We start from the raw sequence: 22,740 nt of genomic DNA, 5'->3' as shown, positions 1-22,740 counted from the left end.
TCCTTCATTCCGACACAACAACCAATCCACGGGCTTTGTTGCTGGTTGTATCTATGGTGGCAATCGCCTTTTGCAGTGTGTCGATCCCGACCCACGCCGGGGCATACATATACTTGGCCACATCGAGGATCAGCACTCGGTCGGACTGCGCATCGTAGGCTGCCAGCACCGACCAATGACCTCCCCCTTCCTGTCCAACAGCTGTACGCAAATAATTGACCAGCACGAACTGCCCGTCGTCGCCCAGTGCCTTCTGCAGCAAAGTGCGCAATCCTTTGTCATCGATGGAATCGCCGGCAATGGATACGGCTTTGACACCCTGGCGCACCAGGGTCTGTACCATTTCATCCCGTGTCATGCCTTGAGCCAGCACGGTCTGCGGACTGATCACCTTGGCGACTTCCGGTGTGAAATAGTTGCTCTGGGTGAAGTAGGCATTGGGCGCGTAAATCGGATCGACCGGCTTCTTGATCGGCAACGCGTTGAGAACCGTGATCGCGCTGGCAACGGAGCAATAGGTCTGGTTGATCTGCTCGGCAAACCAGGGACTCAGTTGCCAATAATCCGCATCAGCCGGAATGCGGGCACGCAATATCTTGCCTGCATCCGAGTTCCAATAGATAAGCGCAGGTTCTGCGGCCTCAAGGACGAGGGGTACTGATAAAAGAACGGCAAGGAGGATTAAACGCGCAAGTTTATTCATGATGAACTCTCCCACTCTGGTTACGGCAAGGATAAATGTGCCACGATCATCTGCACACCGTGCTGAATCTACTGTCTTCTTTGCGATTTTCCTTGAACAAAATTAAACGAATTCTGCTCTTTGAATGACGTTTTAAATATACCCCAAAATCCGTCAATACTTGACCTTATTAGTCTGCTTAGTATAATGAAATCGCACTTTGTGGAGCGGATCAAACACAGGTGCAATGACTACTGGGTTTGAAGTAGTTGTTTCAAATTATCTGCAGGAGGTTGACATATGAACTCCCATATTTTGGAACACGTTACCAGTGAAAACGCCATCGACGTAGTGCGTAGCGTTGAGCTTTTCATAGTGATGGTTGTCTTTGTCTGCGCGGTTGGGCTTATGTTTATTGCGGTGGCTTGAGTAGGTTGCATCAAGGGTCGCGAGCTCGATAGTTTTGCGTGCCCGCCAATGCCGCCTTCAATACCGGGCTATGCAAATACTCCGGTGAGCAGGGTGCGGTCGGGAACCTGCTCACCGGATTGTCTGCGCCAAACTCCTACGCGAAATTCTGTACAAGCAAGCCCCGAATAAAATCTCCGCGATGGTGCGCGCGAGACTTTATACCTTCACGCTATGCTGGGAGATGTAGTCCTTGATCTGGTTGTCTGCATACTGAATATGCGCAAGCACCCTGGCGAACGGCCAGTGAGTGAACCAGTCCGTGAACATCTCTCCACCGACATAATCCAGCTTTTCCTTGAGATGGAGTGCTTCCTGAACCAGCTGTTTGTGTTTGTCCTTATGCGCCTCGATCTCGGGGTATCCGGCCTCGACCATCAGCTGCTCTTCGATCTCGAAATGCAGACACGTATATGCGATCACATCGTCGATGATCCGGTAAATATCGGTCCGTGGCTCCTTGTTTTTCACGGCCTCGTTCAGTCCGTTTAGCATGCTGACAAGCTTCTGATGCTGCTGTTCGATCTCTGGCACATCATGCATTCTCACTCCTCCTATGCTGGTTGGCTTTCCCTCTTTTTAAGTTCTTGACGCTCTCTCATTCTACAGTGCATCGCCCAACGCCTCATCCTTACTGGCAGTAAGGCGTTTGAGCTGCTATTTACGGCTGTTGTGCCGCGACGATGTTGCCGCCTTCACGTTTCTCCACAGCCCTGAGGATCAGGAGGATCAGGGTCCCTGCAAACATTGCCCCGCCCGCCAGATAGAGACCTTCTGCATAGCTGCCCAGGCGAGTAGCAAGCCAGCCGGTGACGGCGGGAGCGATGATCTGGGCGGCTCCGTATGAAAGCGTCATCTTGCCCATCATCTTGGCAGGGCGGGTCGGATAGTATTGGCCTGCCATGGTCAGCACCAGGCTCACGATACCCATGACAGTACCGCCGAAAAGAATCGCTCCGGCAATTGCCGCAAACAATCCGCCAGCGAGGACCGGAAGCATGATTCCGAAAATCTGAAGGACTGATGCAGCGATCAGTGCATTGAGTTTTCCGATACGGCGCGCAATCAGATCCCAGGCGATACACGATGGTGCCGCGGCGATTCCGATCACGAAGAAAACAAGCGTTCCCTTTCCTGCCATGCCGGGCATATGGTCGATGATGGCGACAATGAATGTTGCGCTGACCACATAGCCGATGCCCGCACAGAAATACGCGGACATCAAAAGACGCATGAAGAAAGCGCTCGGCGGCGCATCTTCCATCTTCTGGCCCGTCTTGGTCACGGCGCTGCGATCCGGAGGAGGCAACCAGCCCAGCGCGGGAACTAGCAGCAGGCATCCCAGTGCCGTGAGCACGTACCATTGCTGATCCCAGCTTAGCCACTGGTTCATCAGGAATACGGCGGCGGCGGCGGATGCTATGCCGAGGCCGATGCCCGCAAAATGGATGCCCAGTTCGCTGTGGTGGTTATGGCGGATCAGCCAGTTGAGGATCAGCCCGCTTCCCAGGAGCAGGCCCGCCGCACTGCTCAGGCCCGCGACATAACGGGATATCGCCCAGACGGTGAAATCCGTGGTCATGCCCATCATGACAGTACTCACGATGGCCAGGATCATGCCGATGCGGTACAGGCGATCCTTGAGCACCATGTCGCTGATCAATGAAGCGATGAGCGCGCCGCTCAGGTATCCGGCATAATTGATCGCTGCCAGCCAGCCCGCTGCGGCAACGCCCAGCCCCGCCTGATGCTGCATCAACGGCAGCAAGGGTGTATAGGCAAAGCGGGCGACACCCATCACCAGTATCAGGCTGAAGATGCCGGCGCTTAATACTTTGATCCGTTGCCGTTGGTCACTCATGCAGGCGAACCCTCATATATTTAATTGCAGGAAAGGATCGCGCACGTCACGGCCGGTACTCCCGGAACGGATCAGGGATAATCCTGCCGCGTCGGACGGACCATGATGTCGCTGATATGGACATGGGGCGGCTGATTCACGATGTAGTGAATCGCGTTTGCCACATCGTCGCCGTGCAACAATGGACCAAACTTTTCCTCGAAGTGATGCACCATATCCTCAGTGTAGCCTGCGCCATCCTGAAACCCGCTGACCACAATGCCCGGTTCGACCAGCGACACCCGAATGCCTTTTGGTCCAACCTCGCGACGCAAGCCTTCCGCAAGCGAATGGACTGCGAACTTTGTTGCGCCATAGACTGCGCTGAATGGCGATATGTGCCTACCCACGACCGAGCCGATGATCACGATGTCTGCGGCTTTTTTGGGATAGTCCGGCCGCTGCTCATCCGCCATTTTCCGGGCGGCTTTCTGCAGCAAGGCCAGAGTGCCCGTTACGTTGATCTTGAGCATGTCTTCGAACCTGGATAGATCGGCATCCTTGACCGATCCGCCCAGGCCCCGGCCGGCGTTCGCCACCACGATGTCGGCTGGTTTCCCGAAGCGTTCGCTCGCCGACACAAAGAGCCGGTCCAGCACAGCGCTATCGGAAGCATCACCTGCCAGGCCGATAAAGGCCGCCCCCAACTCCTGTTCCAGTGCACGAAGCTTTTCAGCATTGCGGCCATTGCCTGCCACGCCATAGCCGCTGGCAACAAATTTTCTGGCTGTCGCTTCCCCAATACCGGAAGTGGCACCGGTTACGATTGCGATACGCGAATATTTCCCGGACACGTCGGTCTCCCATTGTTCATGAAACGGCTCCTGCGCAAGATGCGCAGATCGCCCGCCCCGGAGAGCCGGGGACACTACCAGTGCGTTCTAAGCGACTTCCGCTACCAGGTTCGGGTAATCGATATAGCCAACCTTGGCATCCTGAAGACCATAGCCGTAGAAAGTCTCAGGGTGATACGGGTTGAACGGTACATTCAGCTGCACGCGGCGCGGCAGATCCGGAGTGGAGATAAAGTCCTTGCCGAAGGAAACGGCATCTGCCTCGCCCGCCGCAATGACTTGTTGGGCCGTCTCGCGGTTGAAGCCCTCATTGGCGATAAGCACGCCGCCGAAGCGCTTCTTCAATTCCGGGCTGATGCGATTTTCTCCCAGCGATTCCCTGGTGAAAATAAAGGCGATGCCGCGCTTGCCCAATTGTTCCGCCACGTATCCGAAAGTGGCCAGGGGATTTGAATCGCCCATGGTGTGAGCGTCTCCTCGCGGCGCCAGGTGCACCCCGACCCTGCCCGCACCCCAAACGGAAATGGCCGCATCGGTTGCTTCCAGCAGCAGCCGGGCACGATTTTCGATAGGGCCGCCGTAGGCATCGGTGCGCTTGTTGGTGCTGTCCTGCAGGAACTGGTCGAGCAAATAGCCATTGGCCCCGTGAATCTCGACGCCATCGAATCCTGCCAGTTTCGCGTTTTCAGCACCTTTGCGGTAAGCCTCCACGATCGCCGGAATTTCTGAAGTTTCCAGAGCGCGCGGCGTCACATATTCGCGTTGCGGGCGCAACAGGCTGACATGACCTTGCGGCGCAATTGCACTTGGAGCAACGGGCAAGTCTCCGCCGAGGAAATCCGGATGCGAGATCCGGCCCACATGCCAGAGCTGCAGGAAAATGCGTCCGCCTGCGGCATGCACTGCTTTCGTGACAAGCTTCCAACCCTGTACCTGCTCATCCGACCAGATTCCCGGCGTATCGGGATAACCCACTCCCTGCGGAGAAATGGAAGTCGCCTCGCTCAGGATCAATCCCGCACCGGCACGTTGGGCGTAATACTCGGCCATCAATGCATTGGGCACCCTGCCTGCGCCGGCACGGCATCGGGTAAGGGGCGCCATCACAACGCGGTTGGGAAGATTCAGGTCTCCGACCTGGATGGGTTTGATCAGGTTACTCATTTGTTCTCCTTGGTTTTGCACTGCTGTTAAAGGTCGCTCTTGATGCGCTCAAGAAACTTGTCGATCAAGGCTTCATTGCGGGAATAAAAAATCCATTGCCCGACTTTCCGGGGGGGTAATCAGCCCCGCCCGCTGCAATGTGGCCAGGTGGGCAGAGATGGTCGATTGGGACAAATTCGCCTTTTCAAAAACTTTGCCGGCACAGACTCCCAGTTCAAACGAATGCTCTTGCGCGGGGAAGGACTTTTGCGGATCCTTCAGCCATCCGAGTATTTCCCTGCGAACGGGATGGGCCAATGCCTTGATGATTTCGTCAATGTCTGGAACAGGTTTTTTTGCCATGGCAGTTATATGTATTTCGATTTACGACGACCTTAATTTCGAATTAAGACGAAATATATATCGACTATTCTAGAAATACAAGAGAAAATAAACACAGCGACGATCTCGCGTCCGGTTCCAAATACATGTGAGGTTTAGGCTAGTCCTTAACAGGCTATCGCCAGAATACAAAAATGATTCCCTTTTCCATTCTTGATCTATCACCCATTGCCGAAGGCAGCGACGCTGCCAGTTCGTTTTGCAACACGCTGGATCTTGCCCGGCACGGCGAGCGCTGGGGCTATCGGCGCTTCTGGTTGGCCGAGCATCACGGTATGCCCGGCATTGCCAGCGCCGCGACCGCCGTCCTGATCGGGCATGTGGCCGGCGGCACATCGACCATCCGCGTCGGTGCCGGCGGCATCATGTTGCCCAACCATTCCCCCCTCGTGATTGCCGAACAGTTCGGAACCCTGGAGTCGCTTTTCCCCGGACGCATCGATCTGGGTCTCGGGCGAGCCCCGGGTTCAGACATGCTTACCGCGCGTGCTTTGCGCCGGAATCTCGCCTCGGATGCCGATCAGTTCCCGCAGGATGTCACCGAACTCATGGATTACTTCTCGGCACCCCACCGGCATGCGGTACGCGCGGTACCCGGTGCCGGCCTGAATGTGCCGATATGGATTCTTGGATCAAGTCTTTTCGGTGCGCAACTGGCAGCCGCCCTGGGGCTGCCTTATGCGTTCGCCTCGCATTTTGCCCCCGGGCAAATGATGCAGGCGATAGACGTGTATCGCTCCACTTTCAAGCCGTCCGCCGATCTGGAGAAACCGTACGTGATGCTCGGCTTCAACGTCTTTGCGGCAGACACCGACGAAGAGGCACAATTGCTCGCGACTTCGGCGCAGCAGGCATTTGTCAATCTGCGCAGCGGCAAACCAAAACCCCTGCCGCCGCCTGTGGAGGATTATCTGGATCGTATCGGCCCGCAAGAAAGGGCCCTGTTGGCCCAGATACTGTCATGCTCCGCAATCGGTTCGCGCGACACGGTAAGGTCTTCATTGAAAGGATTCATCGAACAGACTGGTGCGGATGAATTAATGATCACGTCCCAGATTTTCGATCATGCTGCCCGCCTCAGATCATATGAGATTACCGCAGGCCTTCGCGAGGTGTTGGGTTGATGGCTTGCCACGGTTCATTTCCGCCCGATTTGTTCAATCAGGCTCACAAGACTGTCTGCAATTAGAGTCGGCTCTATACCCCACGGATCAAAAATCGCTTCGGGAGAGCGTTTAAGCCACGCTGCCCGCATTCCGAAAGAGACAGCCCCGATCACGTCAAACGGGTTGCTTGATATAAGCCAGGTTTCTGCGCCAACAGCATCCGCCCTTCGTAAAAAATGGCTATACACACCGGGATTCGGCTTGTAGGACTTGATTTCGTCGACGCTTACTACGCCAAGAAAACAGTCTGCAATGCCTGCGTTTTGCAGCAACAGCTCCACCGCTTCCGCACTCCCATTCGAAAACGCGAACATTCTGAAGCCGGCTTGTTTGGCCCGAGCCAATCCGGTATTTACATCCGCGAATGCGGGCAGTAATTTGTATACACCGATCAGTTCCTCTTTCTCTTCGATACTCAGCGCCAGTTTGAAATAGGCGCATGTGTAATCGAGGGCATTGCCGGTACACACTGCGAAGTTTGCGTAGTTCTGCATCAGTCCGCGACGAAATGAATATTCAAGCTGCTTTTCACGCCAAACGCGCGAGAACTCGGTCGCCCTGTTGCCGACATGTTTTTCCAATGCAGAAATGACGCCATGCGTATCAATCAGAGTTCCATAGACATCGAATGCAAGGGTTATGGTCATAGAATTCCCAGTCTAAAGTGATATAGGCGTGCCGAATTGAAACTGCATATATTCAATTCCGGCCTGTGGGCTCAAGCAAGTTACACTTGCTGGAGCAAGCATCTGATTGCAATTGCTCGCGCCTCCCGAATGGCAATTTAATTTGCCAGACATTCTGTCCCAACTCCCATCTGCATACCACCTATACCATAGTATGAAAGTCGACTATTAATTTAAGCGTGCTTTTGCAGAGCCATTCCGGGAAATAACACGTATATTCTCAAACTGTTGTTCTATACCTTTACACAGATTCCCGGATTTTTAGATAGCGATAATTATGATTTCAGCACGTGCCAGCGGTATTTTGCTTCATCCCACGTCACTCCCCGGGCAGTTTGGTTCAGGCGATCTCGGTACCGGTTCATACAAGTTTGTGGATTGGCTGGTCAGTGCCGGACAAACCTACTGGCAGATGCTCCCGCTGGGAGAAGTGGGCGCAGGAAATTCGCCCTACGCAAGCAACTCTGCTTTTGCCGGCAACCACCTGATGATCGACCTGGAGGAGCTGGTAACACAAGGCTGGCTGGATGCCAGCGACTTGATTCCGAATCCGGAATTCAATGCTGATCATGTACATTTTGATTTGGTGAAACCTTATCGGATTGAGCGATTGCAGCGTGCGGCACTTCGATTTTTTTCAGCGCCCCGCAACAGCGCTCACTCTGAATACATTGAATTCTGCATATCGGAAAAACACTGGCTGGACGATTTCGCCCTGTTCAAAGCCGTTGAACATCACGAGCAGTTTCAGGCGTGGAATCATTGGCCGGAAGAACTCGTGAGACGCGAGCCGAGAGCCATTGCGGAGGCAAGGCTGCGTTATGTGGATGAAATTGAATTCCACAAATTCTGTCAGTGGTGTTTTTACCGGCAGTGGTTCTTGTTGAAAAATTATGCGAATGCCCGCGGCATTCGCATAATCGGCGACGTCCCCATTTTCGTTTCCTATCAAAGCGCCGATGTGTGGGAACACCAGGCTCTTTTCGAACTCGACGCCAGTGGAAATCCCATCGTTGTCGCCGGTGTTCCTCCCGATTATTTCAGCGAGACCGGACAGTTGTGGGGAAATCCCTTATACCGCTGGGATGTTCATGCACGGACCGGATACACCTGGTGGATAAAAAGGCTGGAGCAGGCCTTTCGACTATTCGATCTGGTTCGCATCGATCATTTTCGCGGTTTCGCAAATTACTGGGCAACGCCTGCCGGTGCGCCCAATGCCATAGGTGGAGAATGGATGCCCGGTCCCGGAGAAAACCTGTTTGAAGCATTTCAGCAGGCCTTCGGAGAACTGCCCATCATCGCCGAAGACCTGGGTTTGATCACACCCAATGTCATTGAGTTGCGGGACAAGTTCAATCTCCCCGGTATGCGTATTTTGCAATTTGCTTTTGGAGATAACGACAGCAACTATTTCCTGCCCCATCACTACATTGCCAATACGGTTGCCTATACCGGAACGCATGACAATGACACCAGCCTGGGTTGGTGGAATTCGGCCACAGAACACGAAAAAAAGTTTGCCCTGTTCTATTTGGGTAGTGAAGGCAAGGAAATAAACTGGGACATGATCGATGCACTTTCCGCATCCGCTGCAAATACCGTCGTCTTCCCGCTGCAGGATGTGATGGGTCTGAACAGCGAGCATCGGATGAATTTCCCGGGGACGCCGTTGGGCAACTGGGAATGGAGATTCTCGTGGAACTGGTTGCAAAACTGGCAGACGGAAAAGTTGGAAGGTTTGACCGCCTCGCACCACCGCAATCCGCGAGTGCCCTGATTTATTTGGATTGAATCAACACACCCGGGACTGAAAAAATCTTTGTCCAATGACAAGAGGCGGCTTTCGCCGCCTCTTGTCGCAATCTTCCCGCAAAATCAGTCCTTACGAAAAACTGACTATGCCGACGATGCTCGCGATTGCTGTAGCTGCCGCTGCGATCCAACCCAGAACCACACTGAATGTCACCTCCTCGTGGCCGGTATTGTCACTGTCTTTGTAAGTCATTTCAAATCTCCTTTTGCCATCGTTAAAAAATATGACGTACGGTTTGCCCTCAACTGCCAAGGCAATACTATGACTGAATACTCAAGGTTGGATTAAACCGCTCATCTTTTTTTCTTTGCCGCCGGTCATATTTGGTTTCCTATATTTGCGCACTTTCCTGTCGTGCTTGGCCGGATGAATACCAAGATCATTGCAAAGCCGGACTTGTTACTGCGTCCACTTCAAACACAGTTCATGAATCATGTGTTCTTCGTCCGCGGCCACGATGCAGACCGGTTTTGAATCGGCACTCTCAAGCCGCGCCGCATTGGCCAGGTTCGCTGCCTGATCTAGACCAAGCCCCATGAATTTCAGCGGAGTGCAGATATTTGCACGTACGGTTGCCCCGTTCTCACCGATACCTCCGGAAAAGACCAGCGCATCGATGCCCCCCGCCTTGGCGGCAAGACTTCCTATTGCTCCGCTGATTTGCCGGCAAAAATATTCCACGGCAAAACCGGCAGCAGCGCTCTTGCTCTTGAGGAGGTCGCTCATTTCACTGCTTTCACCGTCGGACAAGGCAAGCAAACCCATTTTATGGAACACGATGTCACGCAGGGCTACGGGATCGTACCGCTGTGCCAGCTCCAGCATCACGCCGGGATCAAGGTCGCCACTGCGCGTTCCCATCGTGATGCCTCCTGCCGGGGTAAAGCCCATTGTGGTGTCCTGCGAACGCAGCCCGCGCATCAGGCACAGGCTGGCACCGCTACCCAAGTGTGCCACTATCACATTCCCGTAAGCCTTTTCTCCCAGCATTTCCGGCAACCGGGACGCGACATGCGCGTAGTTCAAGCCGTGGAATCCGTAACGTCGCAGGCCGTATGCAGCAGGAATGGGCAATCGTTTGGAAAGCTCCGGCATGGTGGTGTGAAATGCCGTATCGAAACAAGCGATTTGCGGCACTGAAAAGCGATCGCGGCACAGCTCCAGGCCCAGCAGATTGCCCGGCAGATGCAACGGGGCCAAATGCACGATGCTGTTCAGCCGCTCCAATTCCGCATCATCCACCACACGCGCCGCGTCGGTGATGTCGCCGCCATGCACGAATCGGTGACCGACGATGTCGGGTGCGTGCCCGCCAAGATCGCGCATCAACTGCTCAAACCCTGATGCCGGATCGCGCAGATGCCCGTAGCGGAAATCGCGGCGAGAACCGTCTGCGTCGAACAGGCTGGCCTTGACCGATGAAGAACCGCTATTGATGGTGAGGATGGTTTTCATGGGCAGGATACTGGATACGGGATACAGGCATCAGGAAGGGAGCAGCGACTATCCCTGCATCCTGTATCCCGTATCCTGATTTCTAAAACGGCCACGTCCATCCATCCGCCTCCGGCAGATCGACGCCGTTTTCATAAGCGTAGTTGCGGCATTCGATCTGCCTGTTCAACATCTGCTCTTTTACGTGCGCTCCCGCCACATGCAGCGCAGGCAGACGGTCAATGATGTCGATCACCAGGCTGAAGCGGTCGATCTGGTTGCGGATTGCCAGTTCCAGCGGCGTATTGATGCTGCCTTTTTCCTTGTAACCGCGCACATGGAAATTCTTGTGGTTGGTGCGACGGTAGGCGAGCCGGTGAATCAGCCAGGGATAGCCGTGGAAATTGAACATCACCAGCTTGTCCAGCGTGAACAGGCTGTCGAAATCGCGGTCGCTCATGCCATGCGGGTGTTCGCTTGCTGGAGTGAGCTTATACAGGTCCACGACGTTGATGAATCGTATCTTGAGATCGGGAAAATGCTCGCGCAACATCACGACTGCCGCCAGCGCTTCCTTGGTCGGGACGTCGCCTGCGCTTGCCATCACCACATCCGGCTCTCCATCCTGGTCGTTGCTCGCCCAATCCCAGATGCCGATACCCTTGGTGCAATGCTTGCTGGCAGCATCCATATCCAGAAACTGCAAGTGCTTCTGTTTGTCGCACACAATGACGTTGATATAGTTGGTGCTCTTCAGGCAATGGTCGGCAACGGACAGCAGGCAGTTCACATCGGGCGGCAGATAGATGCGAGTGACTTCCGGGCTCTTGTTCACCACCAGATCCAGGAAGCCGGGATCCTGGTGTGTGAAGCCGTTGTGATCCTGCCGCCATACGGTGGACGTAATGAGCAGGTTCAACGACGACACCGGCGCGCGCCAGGGCACGTCCTTGGACATCGCCAGCCATTTGGCATGCTGGTTGAACATCGAGTCGATGACATGCACGAAGGCTTCGTAAGTTGAAAAGAAGCCGTGCCGTCCGGTAAGCAGATAGCCTTCCAGCCAGCCTTCCAGCGTGTGCTCGGAAAGCATTTCCATCACCCGGCCATCCGTCGCCAGTTCGCCGCCGTCCGCGTCTTCAGGCAGGGTTTCCGCCAGCCACATCTTCTTGCTTGCCTCATAGATATTGTCCAGCTTGTTCGAACTGGTCTCGTCCGGTCCGAATACACGGAAGCTGTGCATGTTGTCGCGCATGATGTCGCGCAGGAATTTGCCGAGCGGACGTGTATTTTCAGCCAGTATGGTGCCGGGCTTGGTCACGGCGATCGCGTAATCCTTGCAATCGGGCATATGCAGCGCCTTGCGCATCAGACCGCCATTGGCATGGTGATTTGCGCTCATGCGCCGGTTGCCCTTGGGTGCCAGTGCTTTCAGCTCGGGCAGCAGGGTTCCGTTCGCGTCGAACAATTCGGATACTTTGTAGCTCTCCAACCATTCATTCAGCTTGGCGAAATGTTCCGGCGTCTTCAGGTCGCCGATCGGCACCTGGTGCGCGCGCCAGAAGCCCTCCACTTTTTTTCCATCCACTTCTTTCGGTCCGGTCCAGCCCTTGGGTGAACGCAGCACGATCATCGGCCAGCGCGGACGCACCGGTTTGTTGCTGCTGCGCGCTTCCTGCTGAATACGGCGAATCTCGAGCACGCATTGCTCCATCGTCGCGGCCATCGCCTGATGCATGGTTTCAGGATCGCTGCCCTCGACAAAATGCGGCGTCCAGCCGTAACCCTTGAACAGGTTCTCCAACTCCTCGTGCGAGATCCGCGCGAGGATGGTCGGGTTGTTGATCTTGTAACCGTTGAGATGCAGGATGGGCAGCACCGCGCCGTCGCGGATCGGATTCAGGAATTTGTTTGAATGCCATGACGTCGCCAGCGGTGCGGTTTCGGATTCACCATCACCCACCATCACCGTCACAATCAGGTCGGGGTTGTCATAGGCCGCACCGAAGGCGTGCGACACGCTGTAGCCGAGTTCGCCGCCTTCATGGATAGAACCCGGCATCTCCGGCGTGCAATGGCTGCCGATGCCGCCCGGGAAAGAGAACTCCTTGAAGAATTGGCGCATGCCTTCCTCGTTCTCGCTCTTGTTCGGATAGACCTCGCTGTACCTGCCTTCCAGATATACCGGACCCAGGATGCCGGGTGCGCCGTGCCCCGGCCCTGCCAGAAAGATGGCATTCAGGTCGTACTTGTTGATCAGGCGGTTCATGTGGATGTAGGCAAAGGCCAAGCCCGGACTCGAACCCCAGTGCCCCAGCAGTCGGCTCTTGATGTGTTCGAGTTTGAGCGGTTCCTTGAGCAGCGGGTTATCGCGCAGATAGATCATGCCCGCAGCAAGGTAGTTGCAAGCGCGCCAGTAGGCATGTATGCGTTTGGCTTCGTCCGGAGACAATGGCATTTCGGGATTATTCATGCGTTATTCCTCGTACTGAATAAAGTATAGATAGAATCATGACCCGGCCATATTAAATTCTGTTTAATCAAGTCATTTTCTAATTCGGAATTCATGCCGGAGCCTCACGAGCCCGATCCGCAAGGGCATTTCCCACCGTCGGATAATTGAGCCTTACCTGCAACTCCTGTTTTATTCTCGAATTCGTCAGGCGCCGCGATTCATTCATGAACGATAGCATCGATTCGGGTATGGATCGTTGGGCCTCGGCGCGGCTGATGCGTTGCGGGCGCGGTAATTGATACGCATCGGCAACGACATCGAAGTAATCGCCCATTTTCATTACGCCGTCGTCGCTGGCGTGATACACGCGGTTTGGCTGGCCGCGATGCATGGCAGCAACAATGATCTGTGCGAGATCGTCGGCGTGGATGTGGTTGGTGTAACTGTCTTCGTCCGCCGCAATGGCCGGCATGCCGTTCCGCAGTCGCTCCAGCGGCAGCCGATCTTCCGCATAGATACCGGGAACTCGCAATATGCTGGCCTTCACGCCATTCACTTTTGCCCAATGGCGTATCTGCGATTCTGCATCCACCCGCCGTTGTGCGCGTGCCGACTGGGGGTTCACCGTATACGTCTCGTTCACCCAGGCACCTTCGCAATCGCCATACACCCCGCTGGTGCTGATGTAGATGAACTGCCGGGGCAGCCTGCCTTTCGATAACGCGGCGAGAAGATGGCGGGTGCGAACATCCTTTGCCCCTGAATTGGGTGGCGGCGCAAGGTGCAGCACGATATCCGCCAGCCCTGTTATCCTGGACAAACTCTTGCGATGATCCAGATCGCCCGGGATTGGAATGGTGTCCATCGCGCGCAGTGCATCGCGTTGTATACCGTTTCGTATCAGCGCGTAGATGTGATAGTTCTTCCGGAGCAGTCGGATGGTGCGCCGTGCGATGTCTCCGCAACCAATGATGAGCATTCGTTCCATGCGCTAATTATGCGTTAAAATCGCGGCCTTTATTCAACCGGACAGTCCCATGAGTTTCAAGACCACCATTCTGCCAAGCAACCATTCCTTCCCCGTCGGCAAAGACGAGACCATATTGGAAGCTGCTCTGGAACATGGTTATACGCTACCGTATAGCTGCCGCAACGGCGCATGCGGCGTGTGCAAGGGCAAGATTCTTCAGGGATCGGTGGATTACGGCAAAGCACAGGCCTTTGTGCTGAGCGAGGAAGAAAAAAGTGCAGGGTTTGCGCTGTTCTGCTGCGCCAAGCCGCTTTCCGATCTGGTGGTCGAAAGCCACGAAGTGACGACCTCGCAGGAAATTGTGGTAAAGACGCTGCCCTGCCGCGTTGAAAAGATGGTCAGGATGACCGACGATGTAATGGCGCTGTACCTCAAGTTGCCCACCAACGAACGTCTGCAATTCCTTTCAGGCCAATACATCGACATCCTGCAGAAGGAAGGCAAGCCGCGCAGTTTTTCGCTGGCGAATGCGCCGCATGCGGACGATTTGCTGGAGTTGCATGTACGCAATATCGCGGGCGGCGAATTCACCCACCACGTTTTCAACGCCATGAAAGTGCGCGACATCCTGCGCATCAAAGGCCCGCTTGGCAGTTTCTTTCTGCATGAAGACTCGCCCAGGCCTATTGTCTTTGTTGCCAGCGGTACCGGCTTCGCACCTGTAAAAGCGATTATTGAACACGCGCTGCATATCGGTTTCAAACGCGAGATGCATTTCTATTGGGGCGTGCGCAAGCAATCCGATTTCTACATGCTGGACAAGGCGCATGAATGGGAAGCGCAGGGTATCAAGTTCACGCCTGTCGTTTCCGAGGAACAATGGAACGGTCGCACGGGATTCGTGCATCAGGCTGTGCTGGATGATTTCAAGGACCTGTCGGCCTATGCCGTATATGCCTGCGGTGCTCCCGTGGTAGTGGAAGCCGCGCATCGTGAATTCACCTCGCAACGCGGATTGCCCAATGATGCGTTCTATTCCGACGTGTTTACCTACACGCCGAAAATCTGATTGGTGCTTTTCTGATATTTGTTCCCGGCAATTCCAGGTCTGATCCTTCGAACCAGCCGGATATGGATTTAGCATTCATTGGCAGCAATGGTTAACGGTAATCCCAATGTATGAGGTTGGGCTGAACCAGCTTGATGCGCGCCTCATTCTCAATCAGCACATCCATCTCATGCGGGCCGGGATCGCTGGATAAAATCAGCAAGTACGTCTCGCCTTCCAACTGATGAAGGTACTTTATGCCGAAACGTTTGTAGTATTTGAAAATGACGGCTTCATCTGCATCCGGAGCCAGCGTCACAAGATATTCATCGGGCACGCGCGGCTGCTGTTCAGCCTTTTCTGTAGTGTATTTCTCAACTGGCGGCTCCTGCGCTGGAGGCGTGACTGCGCAACCCGAAAACATGGACATCACCACCGCCATCAGGCCCGGCAACAGCATGTACTTGACGCGCTCCATCCTTGTCTCCCGTTCAGACATTTCGAAGTGCGAATTCAGCTTCGAAACGGTCGTCATGCGCGGTTATTATCCATGTCGGGAGTTTAACAGCGTCATTCAGGATGGGATATATGCCAAAGGATATAGAACTGTTTCTATATCCTTTCAGCACTAATCGCCTTTCGGATGTAAGGACTAATTCCAGCTATGCCGCTTTTTGAAAATAGGCAATTGCTTCCTCATGCTTGCCCAGTTTTTCGGCGAGCTGGCCCAGAGCGGAATAAGCAGCGCGGCTGGATTCGAGGCTGAGACTGGCATCCAGATAGCTCTGCGCTTTTCCCCACAGTTGCTGGTGCATGCAGAGCTTGCCCAATGCAAGCAGCAGCCCCGCATCGTCGGTATGCTTTTTCAACCAGCGCTCTGCCTGTTCGATCTGCGCGATGTTATTGTCGTTGCGGCATTCCCCGTACAAAGTGACCAGTTCGCTATCCCATTGAGCATTGAGGCTGTCCGTCAGCAATTGCTGCGCGCCTTTGCAATCTCCAAGCCGGTTGAATGCCTCTGCCGCTGCGGCGGAGATTTTGGCGCGTTGCCTGAATTCGGCGGGTATGGATTTCCATATCGCGCGCAGGGTTGTGATGTCCGCTCCCTGACTGCGCAGTTTTTCCAGCCAGGCTTGCTGCCGCAGTTGGGTAGCGACGACTTTGTCGATCGCATTGCGTTTTTCCAGTTGCGTCATGACATCCAGCACCGCATCCCAGTTGTGCGCCTGTTGCTGCGCTTTCAGTTCCAGACTGAGCGCACCGATATGCTTGTGCATGCCCGTGTCGTTCAATTCCTTCAGGGAATTGAGTGCCGACTGGGGCTGCTTTTGATCGAGCATGAATTCAGTCTGCGCGATCAGGCGCATCGTCGATTCGCCCACGGTCTTGCCTTCGCCGCTGGCGAGATAAGCGTCGCGCCTGTCGAATTCGCGCTGTTCATGCGCGGCGCGGGCAGCGACGATGGAATTGAGCCCGGATTTCTCGCCCAGTTCCATTGCCCGTACCGCGGCTTTTTCTGCGGCCGCAAAGCGCCCCTCGAAATAGGCCTTGAGCGATTCCATCATCGCCGCGCGGCCCTTGCTTGCAATACGCTCTTCTCGAAAGGCGCGTACATATACCGGCAATTGCATCGCTGCCACCGCCAGGCGCACCAGCAGATATCCCAGCACAAAGACCGCGAGCAAAGCGAACACGAAAAGCGTCAGCGAAATTTCTACCCTGTAAGGTGGATAGACCAGTTGCACATAACCGGGATTGCGCGCAGCCAGCGTCACACCGACTGCGGCGGCAAACAATCCGAGCAACCATAACAGTCCTTTCATCGCTCGCTCCGTTCGTGCGTTACGCGATAATTGCGCACTGCTTCCAGACTGCCGCTGATATCCGGCAGATCAATGACGATGCTGGACGCGGCAAGTTTCTGCAAAGTACCGAGCGCCTCCGCACTTTCGCTGGATCTGACGTCGAAATAGCGCTTTAGCCATTCCTGCGATGTCTTCAGATCGCGGCGAAAACTGACTTGGTCTCGCGTCAACAGGGCCATACGGGCCGAGAGCAATCGCAGTTTCAGGTTCTCGCGCAGAAAGAATGTCTGCGTCGGCGACAACAGCGGCATTTCCTGGCGCTCGGTATTTTCGATCCGTACCAGGCTCTTTGTCTCCTGCCAAATTTCACTCCAGAATCGCTTCCAGGTTCCCTCTGCCGGATCGACCCCCGCTGCCTGCTTCGGCGGCTCGATATGCGTGTCCTGTACCAGCGGCAAGCTGTCCACTACGGCGATCACACTATCCAGACGCAGATTGATGGCCGGAACGTCGACGTAGGGTACTGCACGCAATTTCTCGATATCCTGGCCTATACGCTTTTTCAGGTTAGCGAACGCGGGACGTTGCAGCCGGCTTTCAGCTTGTTGCATGGCAATCAAAGCCGCCTTCACATTGGCGGACAATTGCAATTGTTGTCCGGCGATCAGCAGCATCTGCTCCACTTCCGCCAGCGCGGTCTGATCGCGACTGCTCGACATTTCCTGATACAGTGACTCGAGCGCGGCACGTTGATTCTGGGTCTCGGCATATTTGCTTTCCACCAGGCTGAGCTTGCCGCCCAGCTCGCGCACCAATTCCTGATTCTGCACTACCAGCATCTGGTTGGTCTTGTTCGCCGCTTCCACTTCGGACAAGCGTCGCGCCACTTCCTGCTGCGTCTGGTTGAGTTGGGAATGGGCATCCAGCCACTGCCAGATGAAGATCACCACCAGCACGGCCAGAGTAAGTTGCGTCAGCGTCACGCGCGCCAGCAAGTCTCCGATTCTATTGCCGTGAGGGGCGTGTGGCACACCGGCAGGTGTTGCCGTTTCAGGTGAGGTGCCGGACTTAACTGTAGAAGCAGGTTGCTGTACTGGATCGTTCATCGCGTCATTTCCGTTTTGTGTTTGCCCATGCTATCAAACCCGACAACAGTCCGTCATCTCCGGATTCGGTGATGGTGACATGCTGCCAACCCTGTTGCCTTGCCGCTGTTGCGATGCGCTCGTGCGGCACAAACAGCGGCAAGTCCGTGAGCCTTGTTCTGTCAGGCTCTTCGAGCATCCCCCACAAATGGCTCAATGCCTCGCTGCTGGTCACAGAAATCGCAGAGGTCGCTCCCGCCAGCATTTCGCCTGCGTTCATTTCCGGTTTGCTGCGAATATAGCAGGTGACATATTCCACTTGCGCTCCGCGTGCCCTGAGCGTGTCGCCCAGTAGCTCGCGTCCGCCGTCGCCGCGCAGGATCATCACATGCTTTCCGGCTACATCCTGCAATTCTGCCAAAGCCAGCAACCCCTCACTGTCAAAGCGCTCTGCGGGAGCGATGACGCGGGCAACACCCAGTTCGTTCAATGCTTTCGCACTGGACTGTCCGACGGCGGCGATCTGCATAGATGCGGGAATATCTCCTGCTGCGCGTATCGCAGCCATACCATAGCGCACCGCATTCGGGCTGATGAAGATCGCAAGGTCGGTTTGTTTGAGGCGGGAGATTTGTTCGCGCAACAACTGATCGTCGTGCACCGCTTTGATCTCCAGCAGCGGGAACAACAATGGTTTGCCGCCGAATTGTTCGATACGCCGGGCCAATTCAGCCGCTTGTTCACGCGGACGCGTGATGACGATGTTGAGTCCGGCTAGCGGCAAGCTGGAAACCATAAATTCATTTGCCACAGAGGTCACAGAGACAACCGGCTTCGGTTGGATATTTCCTCTGCGTGCTCTGTGCCCCCTGTGGCATGAAGTCTTTTCGCCGTCTACAAAGACAGCGCCGCAAGGATTGCACCTGCGCCCTGCTTGAGCAAGTCTTGCGCAACGATATCGCCCAGCGCCTCAGGATTGGTGATGTCGCCCATATGCTCGGCGCGCAGCAAGCGCTTCCCGTCTGGCGTCGCGACAAAACCGCGCATACGCAGCTTGCCGTTCTGCACTTCGGCAAAGCCGCCCAGCGGCACTTGGCAGCTACCCGCCAGCGCCCGGCTCATGGCACGTTCTGCCAGCACGCAGGCCGCAGTGTCGGCATGATGCAAGGGAGCGAGTACGGCCTTCAGGTCGGTCCTTCCAGCGCGCGTCTCGATGCCCAGTGCCCCCTGCCCCACGGCGGGCAGGCTGTCTTCGCTGGAGATCACGGCGCGGATGCGGTCGCCCAAGCCCAGCCGTTTCAAGCCGGCAGCAGCGAGAATGATCGCCGCATATTGGCCTTCGTCCAGCTTGCGCAGCCGGGTCTGCACGTTGCCGCGCAACGGCTCTATCTTCAAATGCGGGAAGCGTGCGCGCAACTGGCTTTCGCGGCGCAGGCTGGACGTTCCAACCACACTGCCTGCCGGCAATGCGGCGAGATTATCGAATTTGTTGGATACGAAAGCGTCGCGCGGATCCTCGCGTTCTCCAATGCAGGCCAGCGCAAAGCCTTCCGGCAAATTCATCGGCACATCCTTCAGCGAGTGCACCGCGATGTCCGCGCTGCCGTTTTCCAGCGCAGTCTCCAACTCCTTCACAAACAGGCCCTTGCCGCCGATCTTGGACAAGGTCACGTCCAGAATCTGGTCTCCTTGCGTGGTCATGCCCAGGATACTGACGGATGTTTGTGGGTATAATGCCCGTAACCTGTCGCGAATATGTTCCGCTTGCCACATGGCTAACGCGCTTTCGCGTGAAGCGATCACCAGACGGGTTGGAGGAATGAAAGAAGCCTGATTCATCGGGTTTTCCTAAAATTTGTGACTAAATATTATGCGGTTAATACGCGGCGCATTCTAACAGGTGCGCCGTCCTTTTGCGCCGACGACACACTCTGACAAAATGAACCTGATCTCAGCACCAGCCTCCATTTCCAGCAAAGACCTGCCCTTGCGCGACGATGTGCGCCTCCTTGGCCGCATCCTTGGAGACACCCTCCGCGAACAGGAAGGCGAAGAGACTTTCCAACTGGTCGAGAGCGTGCGCCGCGCCGCTGTGCGCTTCCGCAAAACTCAGGACGAGCGCGACGGCGAAACGCTCGAACAGATGCTGGATGCGCTTTCGCCCAGCGATACACTGGCCGTGGTTCGCGCTTTCAGTTATTTCTCGCAGCTTTCCAACATTGCCGAAGACTTGCATCACAATCGCCGCCATCGTGCCCACCTCAAAGCAGGCACTCCACCCAAGGACGGTACGCTGCAATTGGCACTGGACCGCCTGCAGGAAAAGAAGATCGACAAGGAGACGCTGCAGGCTTTTCTGGACAACGCGCTGGTTTCGCCGGTGCTGACCGCCCACCCCACCGAAGTGCAGCGCAAGAGCATACTCGATTGCCAGCTCATCATCTCCAGTCTGCTTTCGAACCGCGACCGCGTGGACATGACACCGGACGACCTCGCCGAAAACGAGGAGGCCCTGCATCGCTTTGTGCTGATCCTGTGGCAGACGCGCATGTTGCGCACCGCCAAACTCAACGTGCGCGACGAGATCCGTAACGGCCTTGAGTACTACCGCTACACCTTCCTGTCCGAGATACCCAAGCTCTATGCGAATCTGGAGAAGCAGCTGGAAGCGCGCTTCGACAAGGACATCAAAGTACCTCCGCTGCTGCGCGTCGGCAGCTGGATCGGCGGCGATCGCGATGGCAATCCCTTTGTCACGCATGATGTGATGACTGACGCGGTACAGGAACATTCCGCACTGGCGTTTGAATATTACCTGAAGGAAACTCACATCCTCGGTACGCGCCTGAGCCTGACCGACCGTCTGGTCGAGGTCACACCCGAGATGCGCAAACTGGCGGATGCCTCGCCGGACAAGGCCTCTGCGCGCGACGACGAACCTTACCGGCGCGCGCTGATCCTGATCTACTCGCGCCTGTCGGCCACCGCCAAACAGCTCGGCCACGATCTTTCTTATTTTGCCCCCGTGGACAAACATGCGCAGCCTTATGCCACGTCGCAGGAATTCATCGCCGATCTCGATGTGATGATCGATTCGCTGTTCAGCCATGGCGCGTTCTATCTCGCACGCGGCCGGCTTGCCAACCTGCGCCGCGCCGCCGAATTGTTCGGCTTCTACCTCGCGCCGCTGGACATGCGCCAGCATAGCGCCATCCTTGAACAGACCGTGGGCGAGTTGTTCTCTCACAGTTCCGGGAAAGCAAACTACGCCGACCTCAATGAGCTGGCAAAGCGCCAGGTTTTGCTGGAAGCGCTGCAAGCCAACAAGATTTTGCTGACCGACATCGAGCGCTATTCCGACGTTCCGCAGAGCGAACTGCGCATCATGCAAGCTGCGGCTTCCATTCACAAACGCTTCGGGCACGGCGCGCTGCCCAACCACATCATCTCCAAGGCCGATGCGGTGAGCGACATGCTCGAAGTCGCACTGATGCTGCAACAGGTTGACCTGCTTGAAGGCGGCAATACGCTGCACGTCAACATCATCCCGCTGTTCGAAACCATCGAGGACCTGCGCGGCGGTGCGGCCATCATGGACGATCTTTTCTCCATCCCGTGGTACCGCAAGCTGCTGGCCAGCCGCGGCAATACGCAGGAAGTCATGCTGGGCTATTCCGACAGCAACAAGGATGGCGGATACCTCACCGCCAACTGGGAGCTGTACAAGGCCGAAGTCGAGTTGGTTAAGGTATTCGAGAAGCACGGCATCGAGTTGCGCCTGTTCCATGGCCGCGGCGGCACCGTGGGTCGCGGCGGCGGCCCGAGCTACGACGCCATCCTGGCCCAACCGCCGGGCAGCGTGAACGGCCAGATACGCATCACCGAACAGGGCGAAGTGATCGCCAGCAAATATTCCAACCCCGAGATTGGCCGTCGCAACCTGGAGACACTGATCGCCGCGACCATCGAAGCTACGCTGCTGCATCATCACGGCGCGGACAGCACCATGCCGGAATATCACCGCATCATGGAAGCCCTGAGTCTTGATGCTTTTGTTTCCTATCGCAAGCTGGTGTACGAGACTCCCGGTTTCACCGAGTTCTTCTTTACCGCAACACCAATTCGCGAGATCGCCGAACTCAACATCGGTAGCCGCCCCTCTTCGCGCAAGGCCTCTGACCGCATTGAGGACCTGCGCGCAATCCCCTGGGTGTTCAGCTGGGGCTTGAGCCGCATGATGTTGCCGGGCTGGTTCGGTTTCGGCAGCGCGGTGAAGCAATTCGTCGAACGCGAAGGCGATGCCGGACTCAAGCAGCTGCAGGCGATGTACCAGAACTGGGCATTCTTCCGCGGCATGCTGTCGAACATGGACATGGTGCTATCCAAAAGCGACATGGGCATCGCCTGGCGCTATGCCGAATTGGTACAGGACGTTGAGTTGCGCGACCGCATCTACGGCGCGATCAACAGCGAATGGGAGACCACCATCGAGATGTTGTTCGCCGTGACCGGCAACACCACCCTGCTCCAGGACAACCACGCTTTCGCACGCAGCTTGCTGACTCGAACTCCGTATATCGATCCGCTCAACCACTTGCAGGTCGCCTTGCTGCACCGGCATCGCGCAGGCGACAAGGACGAAAAAGTGAAGCGCGCAATCCATCTCACTATCAACGGTATCGCGACAGGGCTTCGTAACAGCGGCTGATTTATATATCGCTGACCATCACTGCACGAGGTAGTTGAAGCAGCCGCCTTTTGCATTTTCAGAGCCGGAACAGATAAAAAAGGGGAGGCCGAAGCCTCCCCATTTTTTTCCAGCATTGGTTGTTGTGAATCTTATTCGTATATCAATTCCTTCCACCTTGCTTTAACCGGTTTGCATC

At 55.8% G+C, this 22,740-nt stretch carries 21 protein-coding genes; 5 read left to right on the top strand and 16 right to left on the bottom strand.

Annotation, left to right across the window (positions count from 1 at the left end):
• Positions 1-4: 4 nt before the first annotated feature.
• On the bottom strand, positions 5-703 hold the full coding sequence (locus QOY30_RS00960; protein WP_283742772.1) for a phytochelatin synthase family protein: 699 nt from the start codon (positions 701-703) through the stop codon (positions 5-7).
• 279 nt (positions 704-982) lie between these two features.
• Between QOY30_RS00960 and QOY30_RS00955 the strand changes: the two genes are divergently transcribed.
• Positions 983-1,111 carry a hypothetical protein gene (locus QOY30_RS00955; protein WP_283742771.1) on the top strand — a complete coding sequence of 43 codons (129 nt, stop codon included), beginning with the start codon at positions 983-985 and terminating at the stop codon, positions 1,109-1,111.
• 198 nt (positions 1,112-1,309) lie between these two features.
• On the opposite strand, the gene QOY30_RS00950 is transcribed toward QOY30_RS00955, so the two are convergent.
• From QOY30_RS00950 to QOY30_RS00930, 5 genes are all read right to left on the bottom strand, one after another.
• A complete protein-coding gene (locus QOY30_RS00950; RefSeq protein ID WP_283742770.1) occupies positions 1,310-1,693 on the bottom strand; it encodes a bacteriohemerythrin in 384 nt (127 codons plus the stop codon).
• Between the two features lie 118 nt (positions 1,694-1,811).
• The gene (locus tag QOY30_RS00945) at positions 1,812-3,011 is read right to left on the bottom strand and encodes a YbfB/YjiJ family MFS transporter (protein WP_283742769.1); all 1,200 of its coding nucleotides are present in this window, start codon (positions 3,009-3,011) and stop codon (positions 1,812-1,814) included.
• A 71-nt stretch (positions 3,012-3,082) separates the two neighbouring features.
• Complete coding sequence (locus QOY30_RS00940; protein ID WP_283742768.1) at positions 3,083-3,844, bottom strand: SDR family oxidoreductase; 762 nt, start codon at positions 3,842-3,844, stop codon at positions 3,083-3,085.
• An 87-nt stretch (positions 3,845-3,931) separates the two neighbouring features.
• Positions 3,932-5,008 carry an alkene reductase gene (locus QOY30_RS00935; protein WP_283742767.1) on the bottom strand — a complete coding sequence of 359 codons (1,077 nt, stop codon included), beginning with the start codon at positions 5,006-5,008 and terminating at the stop codon, positions 3,932-3,934.
• A 72-nt stretch (positions 5,009-5,080) separates the two neighbouring features.
• The gene (locus QOY30_RS00930) at positions 5,081-5,350 is read right to left on the bottom strand and encodes an ArsR/SmtB family transcription factor (RefSeq protein ID WP_283742766.1); all 270 of its coding nucleotides are present in this window, start codon (positions 5,348-5,350) and stop codon (positions 5,081-5,083) included.
• Between the two features lie 173 nt (positions 5,351-5,523).
• Here QOY30_RS00930 and QOY30_RS00925 point away from each other — a divergent pair, with 173 nt between their 5' ends.
• Positions 5,524-6,513, top strand: coding sequence for an LLM class flavin-dependent oxidoreductase (locus QOY30_RS00925; protein ID WP_283742765.1), 990 nt, complete (start codon positions 5,524-5,526; stop codon positions 6,511-6,513).
• A gap of 14 nt (positions 6,514-6,527) precedes the next feature.
• Here QOY30_RS00925 and QOY30_RS00920 read toward each other — a convergent pair whose 3' ends face one another.
• The gene (locus QOY30_RS00920; RefSeq protein WP_283742764.1) at positions 6,528-7,202 is read right to left on the bottom strand and encodes a haloacid dehalogenase type II; all 675 of its coding nucleotides are present in this window, start codon (positions 7,200-7,202) and stop codon (positions 6,528-6,530) included.
• 316 nt (positions 7,203-7,518) lie between these two features.
• Here QOY30_RS00920 and malQ point away from each other — a divergent pair, with 316 nt between their 5' ends.
• The gene (gene malQ / locus QOY30_RS00915; RefSeq protein ID WP_283742763.1) at positions 7,519-9,021 is read left to right on the top strand and encodes a 4-alpha-glucanotransferase; all 1,503 of its coding nucleotides are present in this window, start codon (positions 7,519-7,521) and stop codon (positions 9,019-9,021) included.
• A gap of 105 nt (positions 9,022-9,126) precedes the next feature.
• On the opposite strand, the gene QOY30_RS00910 is transcribed toward malQ, so the two are convergent.
• The 4 genes from QOY30_RS00910 to QOY30_RS00895 form a co-directional block, all read right to left on the bottom strand.
• Positions 9,127-9,249, bottom strand: a complete 123-nt coding sequence (locus tag QOY30_RS00910; protein ID WP_283742762.1) for a hypothetical protein — start codon at positions 9,247-9,249, stop codon at positions 9,127-9,129.
• Between the two features lie 207 nt (positions 9,250-9,456).
• Positions 9,457-10,512, bottom strand: a complete 1,056-nt coding sequence (locus QOY30_RS00905; protein ID WP_283742761.1) for an acetate/propionate family kinase — start codon at positions 10,510-10,512, stop codon at positions 9,457-9,459.
• A gap of 82 nt (positions 10,513-10,594) precedes the next feature.
• A complete protein-coding gene (locus QOY30_RS00900; protein ID WP_283742760.1) occupies positions 10,595-12,964 on the bottom strand; it encodes a phosphoketolase family protein in 2,370 nt (789 codons plus the stop codon).
• A 91-nt stretch (positions 12,965-13,055) separates the two neighbouring features.
• Positions 13,056-13,934: an SDR family oxidoreductase gene (locus QOY30_RS00895; RefSeq protein WP_283742759.1), complete on the bottom strand. Its 879-nt coding sequence runs from the start codon at positions 13,932-13,934 to the stop codon at positions 13,056-13,058.
• Between the two features lie 49 nt (positions 13,935-13,983).
• Here QOY30_RS00895 and QOY30_RS00890 point away from each other — a divergent pair, with 49 nt between their 5' ends.
• Entirely contained in the window at positions 13,984-14,985 is a 1,002-nt protein-coding gene (locus QOY30_RS00890) for a CDP-6-deoxy-delta-3,4-glucoseen reductase (RefSeq protein WP_283742758.1), read from the top strand.
• Positions 14,986-15,076: 91 nt separating this feature from the next.
• Here the strand turns inward: QOY30_RS00890 and QOY30_RS00885 are convergent, their stop codons facing one another.
• The 5 genes from QOY30_RS00885 to hemC form a co-directional block, all read right to left on the bottom strand.
• Entirely contained in the window at positions 15,077-15,499 is a 423-nt protein-coding gene (locus tag QOY30_RS00885) for a hypothetical protein (protein WP_283742757.1), read from the bottom strand.
• 127 nt (positions 15,500-15,626) lie between these two features.
• Positions 15,627-16,787, bottom strand: a complete 1,161-nt coding sequence (locus tag QOY30_RS00880; protein WP_283742756.1) for a heme biosynthesis HemY N-terminal domain-containing protein — start codon at positions 16,785-16,787, stop codon at positions 15,627-15,629.
• Positions 16,784-17,875, bottom strand: coding sequence for a uroporphyrinogen-III C-methyltransferase (locus tag QOY30_RS00875; protein WP_283742755.1), 1,092 nt, complete (start codon positions 17,873-17,875; stop codon positions 16,784-16,786). The genes QOY30_RS00880 and QOY30_RS00875 overlap by 4 nt, the downstream gene beginning before the upstream one ends.
• A gap of 4 nt (positions 17,876-17,879) precedes the next feature.
• Positions 17,880-18,665, bottom strand: a complete 786-nt coding sequence (locus tag QOY30_RS00870; protein ID WP_283742754.1) for a uroporphyrinogen-III synthase — start codon at positions 18,663-18,665, stop codon at positions 17,880-17,882.
• Positions 18,666-18,748: 83 nt separating this feature from the next.
• A complete protein-coding gene (hemC, locus tag QOY30_RS00865) occupies positions 18,749-19,693 on the bottom strand; it encodes a hydroxymethylbilane synthase (protein WP_283742753.1) in 945 nt (314 codons plus the stop codon).
• Positions 19,694-19,793: 100 nt separating this feature from the next.
• On the opposite strand from hemC, the gene ppc reads away from it, so the two are divergent.
• Entirely contained in the window at positions 19,794-22,562 is a 2,769-nt protein-coding gene (gene ppc, locus QOY30_RS00860; RefSeq protein WP_283742752.1) for a phosphoenolpyruvate carboxylase, read from the top strand.
• The last annotated feature ends 178 nt before the right edge of the window (positions 22,563-22,740 follow it).

It is taken from the genome of Sideroxydans sp. CL21, assembly GCF_902459525.1.
Taxonomy (GTDB): domain Bacteria; phylum Pseudomonadota; class Gammaproteobacteria; order Burkholderiales; family Gallionellaceae; genus Sideroxyarcus.
Note: the sequence above shows the minus strand (reverse complement) of the source record. Positions and strands in the feature narration are given on the sequence as shown.

Bases quoted from the DNA above. Each gene is read 5' to 3' on its own strand.
- QOY30_RS00960 (WP_283742772.1), bottom strand. From the start codon at position 703: ATGAATAAACTTGCGCGTTTAATCCTCCTTGCCGTTCTTTTATCAGTA.
- QOY30_RS00955 (WP_283742771.1), top strand. From the start codon at position 983: ATGAACTCCCATATTTTGGAACACGTTACCAGTGAAAACGCCATCGAC.
- QOY30_RS00950 (WP_283742770.1), bottom strand. From the start codon at position 1,693: ATGCATGATGTGCCAGAGATCGAACAGCAGCATCAGAAGCTTGTCAGC.
- QOY30_RS00945 (WP_283742769.1), bottom strand. From the start codon at position 3,011: ATGAGTGACCAACGGCAACGGATCAAAGTATTAAGCGCCGGCATCTTC.
- QOY30_RS00935 (WP_283742767.1), bottom strand. From the start codon at position 5,008: ATGAGTAACCTGATCAAACCCATCCAGGTCGGAGACCTGAATCTTCCC.
- QOY30_RS00930 (WP_283742766.1), bottom strand. From the start codon at position 5,350: ATGGCAAAAAAACCTGTTCCAGACATTGACGAAATCATCAAGGCATTG.
- QOY30_RS00925 (WP_283742765.1), top strand. From the start codon at position 5,524: ATGATTCCCTTTTCCATTCTTGATCTATCACCCATTGCCGAAGGCAGC.
- QOY30_RS00920 (WP_283742764.1), bottom strand. From the start codon at position 7,202: ATGACCATAACCCTTGCATTCGATGTCTATGGAACTCTGATTGATACG.
- malQ (WP_283742763.1), top strand. From the start codon at position 7,519: ATGATTTCAGCACGTGCCAGCGGTATTTTGCTTCATCCCACGTCACTC.
- QOY30_RS00910 (WP_283742762.1), bottom strand. From the start codon at position 9,249: ATGACTTACAAAGACAGTGACAATACCGGCCACGAGGAGGTGACATTC.
- QOY30_RS00905 (WP_283742761.1), bottom strand. From the start codon at position 10,512: ATGAAAACCATCCTCACCATCAATAGCGGTTCTTCATCGGTCAAGGCC.
- QOY30_RS00900 (WP_283742760.1), bottom strand. From the start codon at position 12,964: ATGAATAATCCCGAAATGCCATTGTCTCCGGACGAAGCCAAACGCATA.
- QOY30_RS00895 (WP_283742759.1), bottom strand. From the start codon at position 13,934: ATGGAACGAATGCTCATCATTGGTTGCGGAGACATCGCACGGCGCACC.
- QOY30_RS00890 (WP_283742758.1), top strand. From the start codon at position 13,984: ATGAGTTTCAAGACCACCATTCTGCCAAGCAACCATTCCTTCCCCGTC.
- QOY30_RS00885 (WP_283742757.1), bottom strand. From the start codon at position 15,499: ATGACGACCGTTTCGAAGCTGAATTCGCACTTCGAAATGTCTGAACGG.
- QOY30_RS00880 (WP_283742756.1), bottom strand. From the start codon at position 16,787: ATGAAAGGACTGTTATGGTTGCTCGGATTGTTTGCCGCCGCAGTCGGT.
- QOY30_RS00875 (WP_283742755.1), bottom strand. From the start codon at position 17,875: ATGAACGATCCAGTACAGCAACCTGCTTCTACAGTTAAGTCCGGCACC.
- hemC (WP_283742753.1), bottom strand. From the start codon at position 19,693: ATGAATCAGGCTTCTTTCATTCCTCCAACCCGTCTGGTGATCGCTTCA.
- ppc (WP_283742752.1), top strand. From the start codon at position 19,794: ATGAACCTGATCTCAGCACCAGCCTCCATTTCCAGCAAAGACCTGCCC.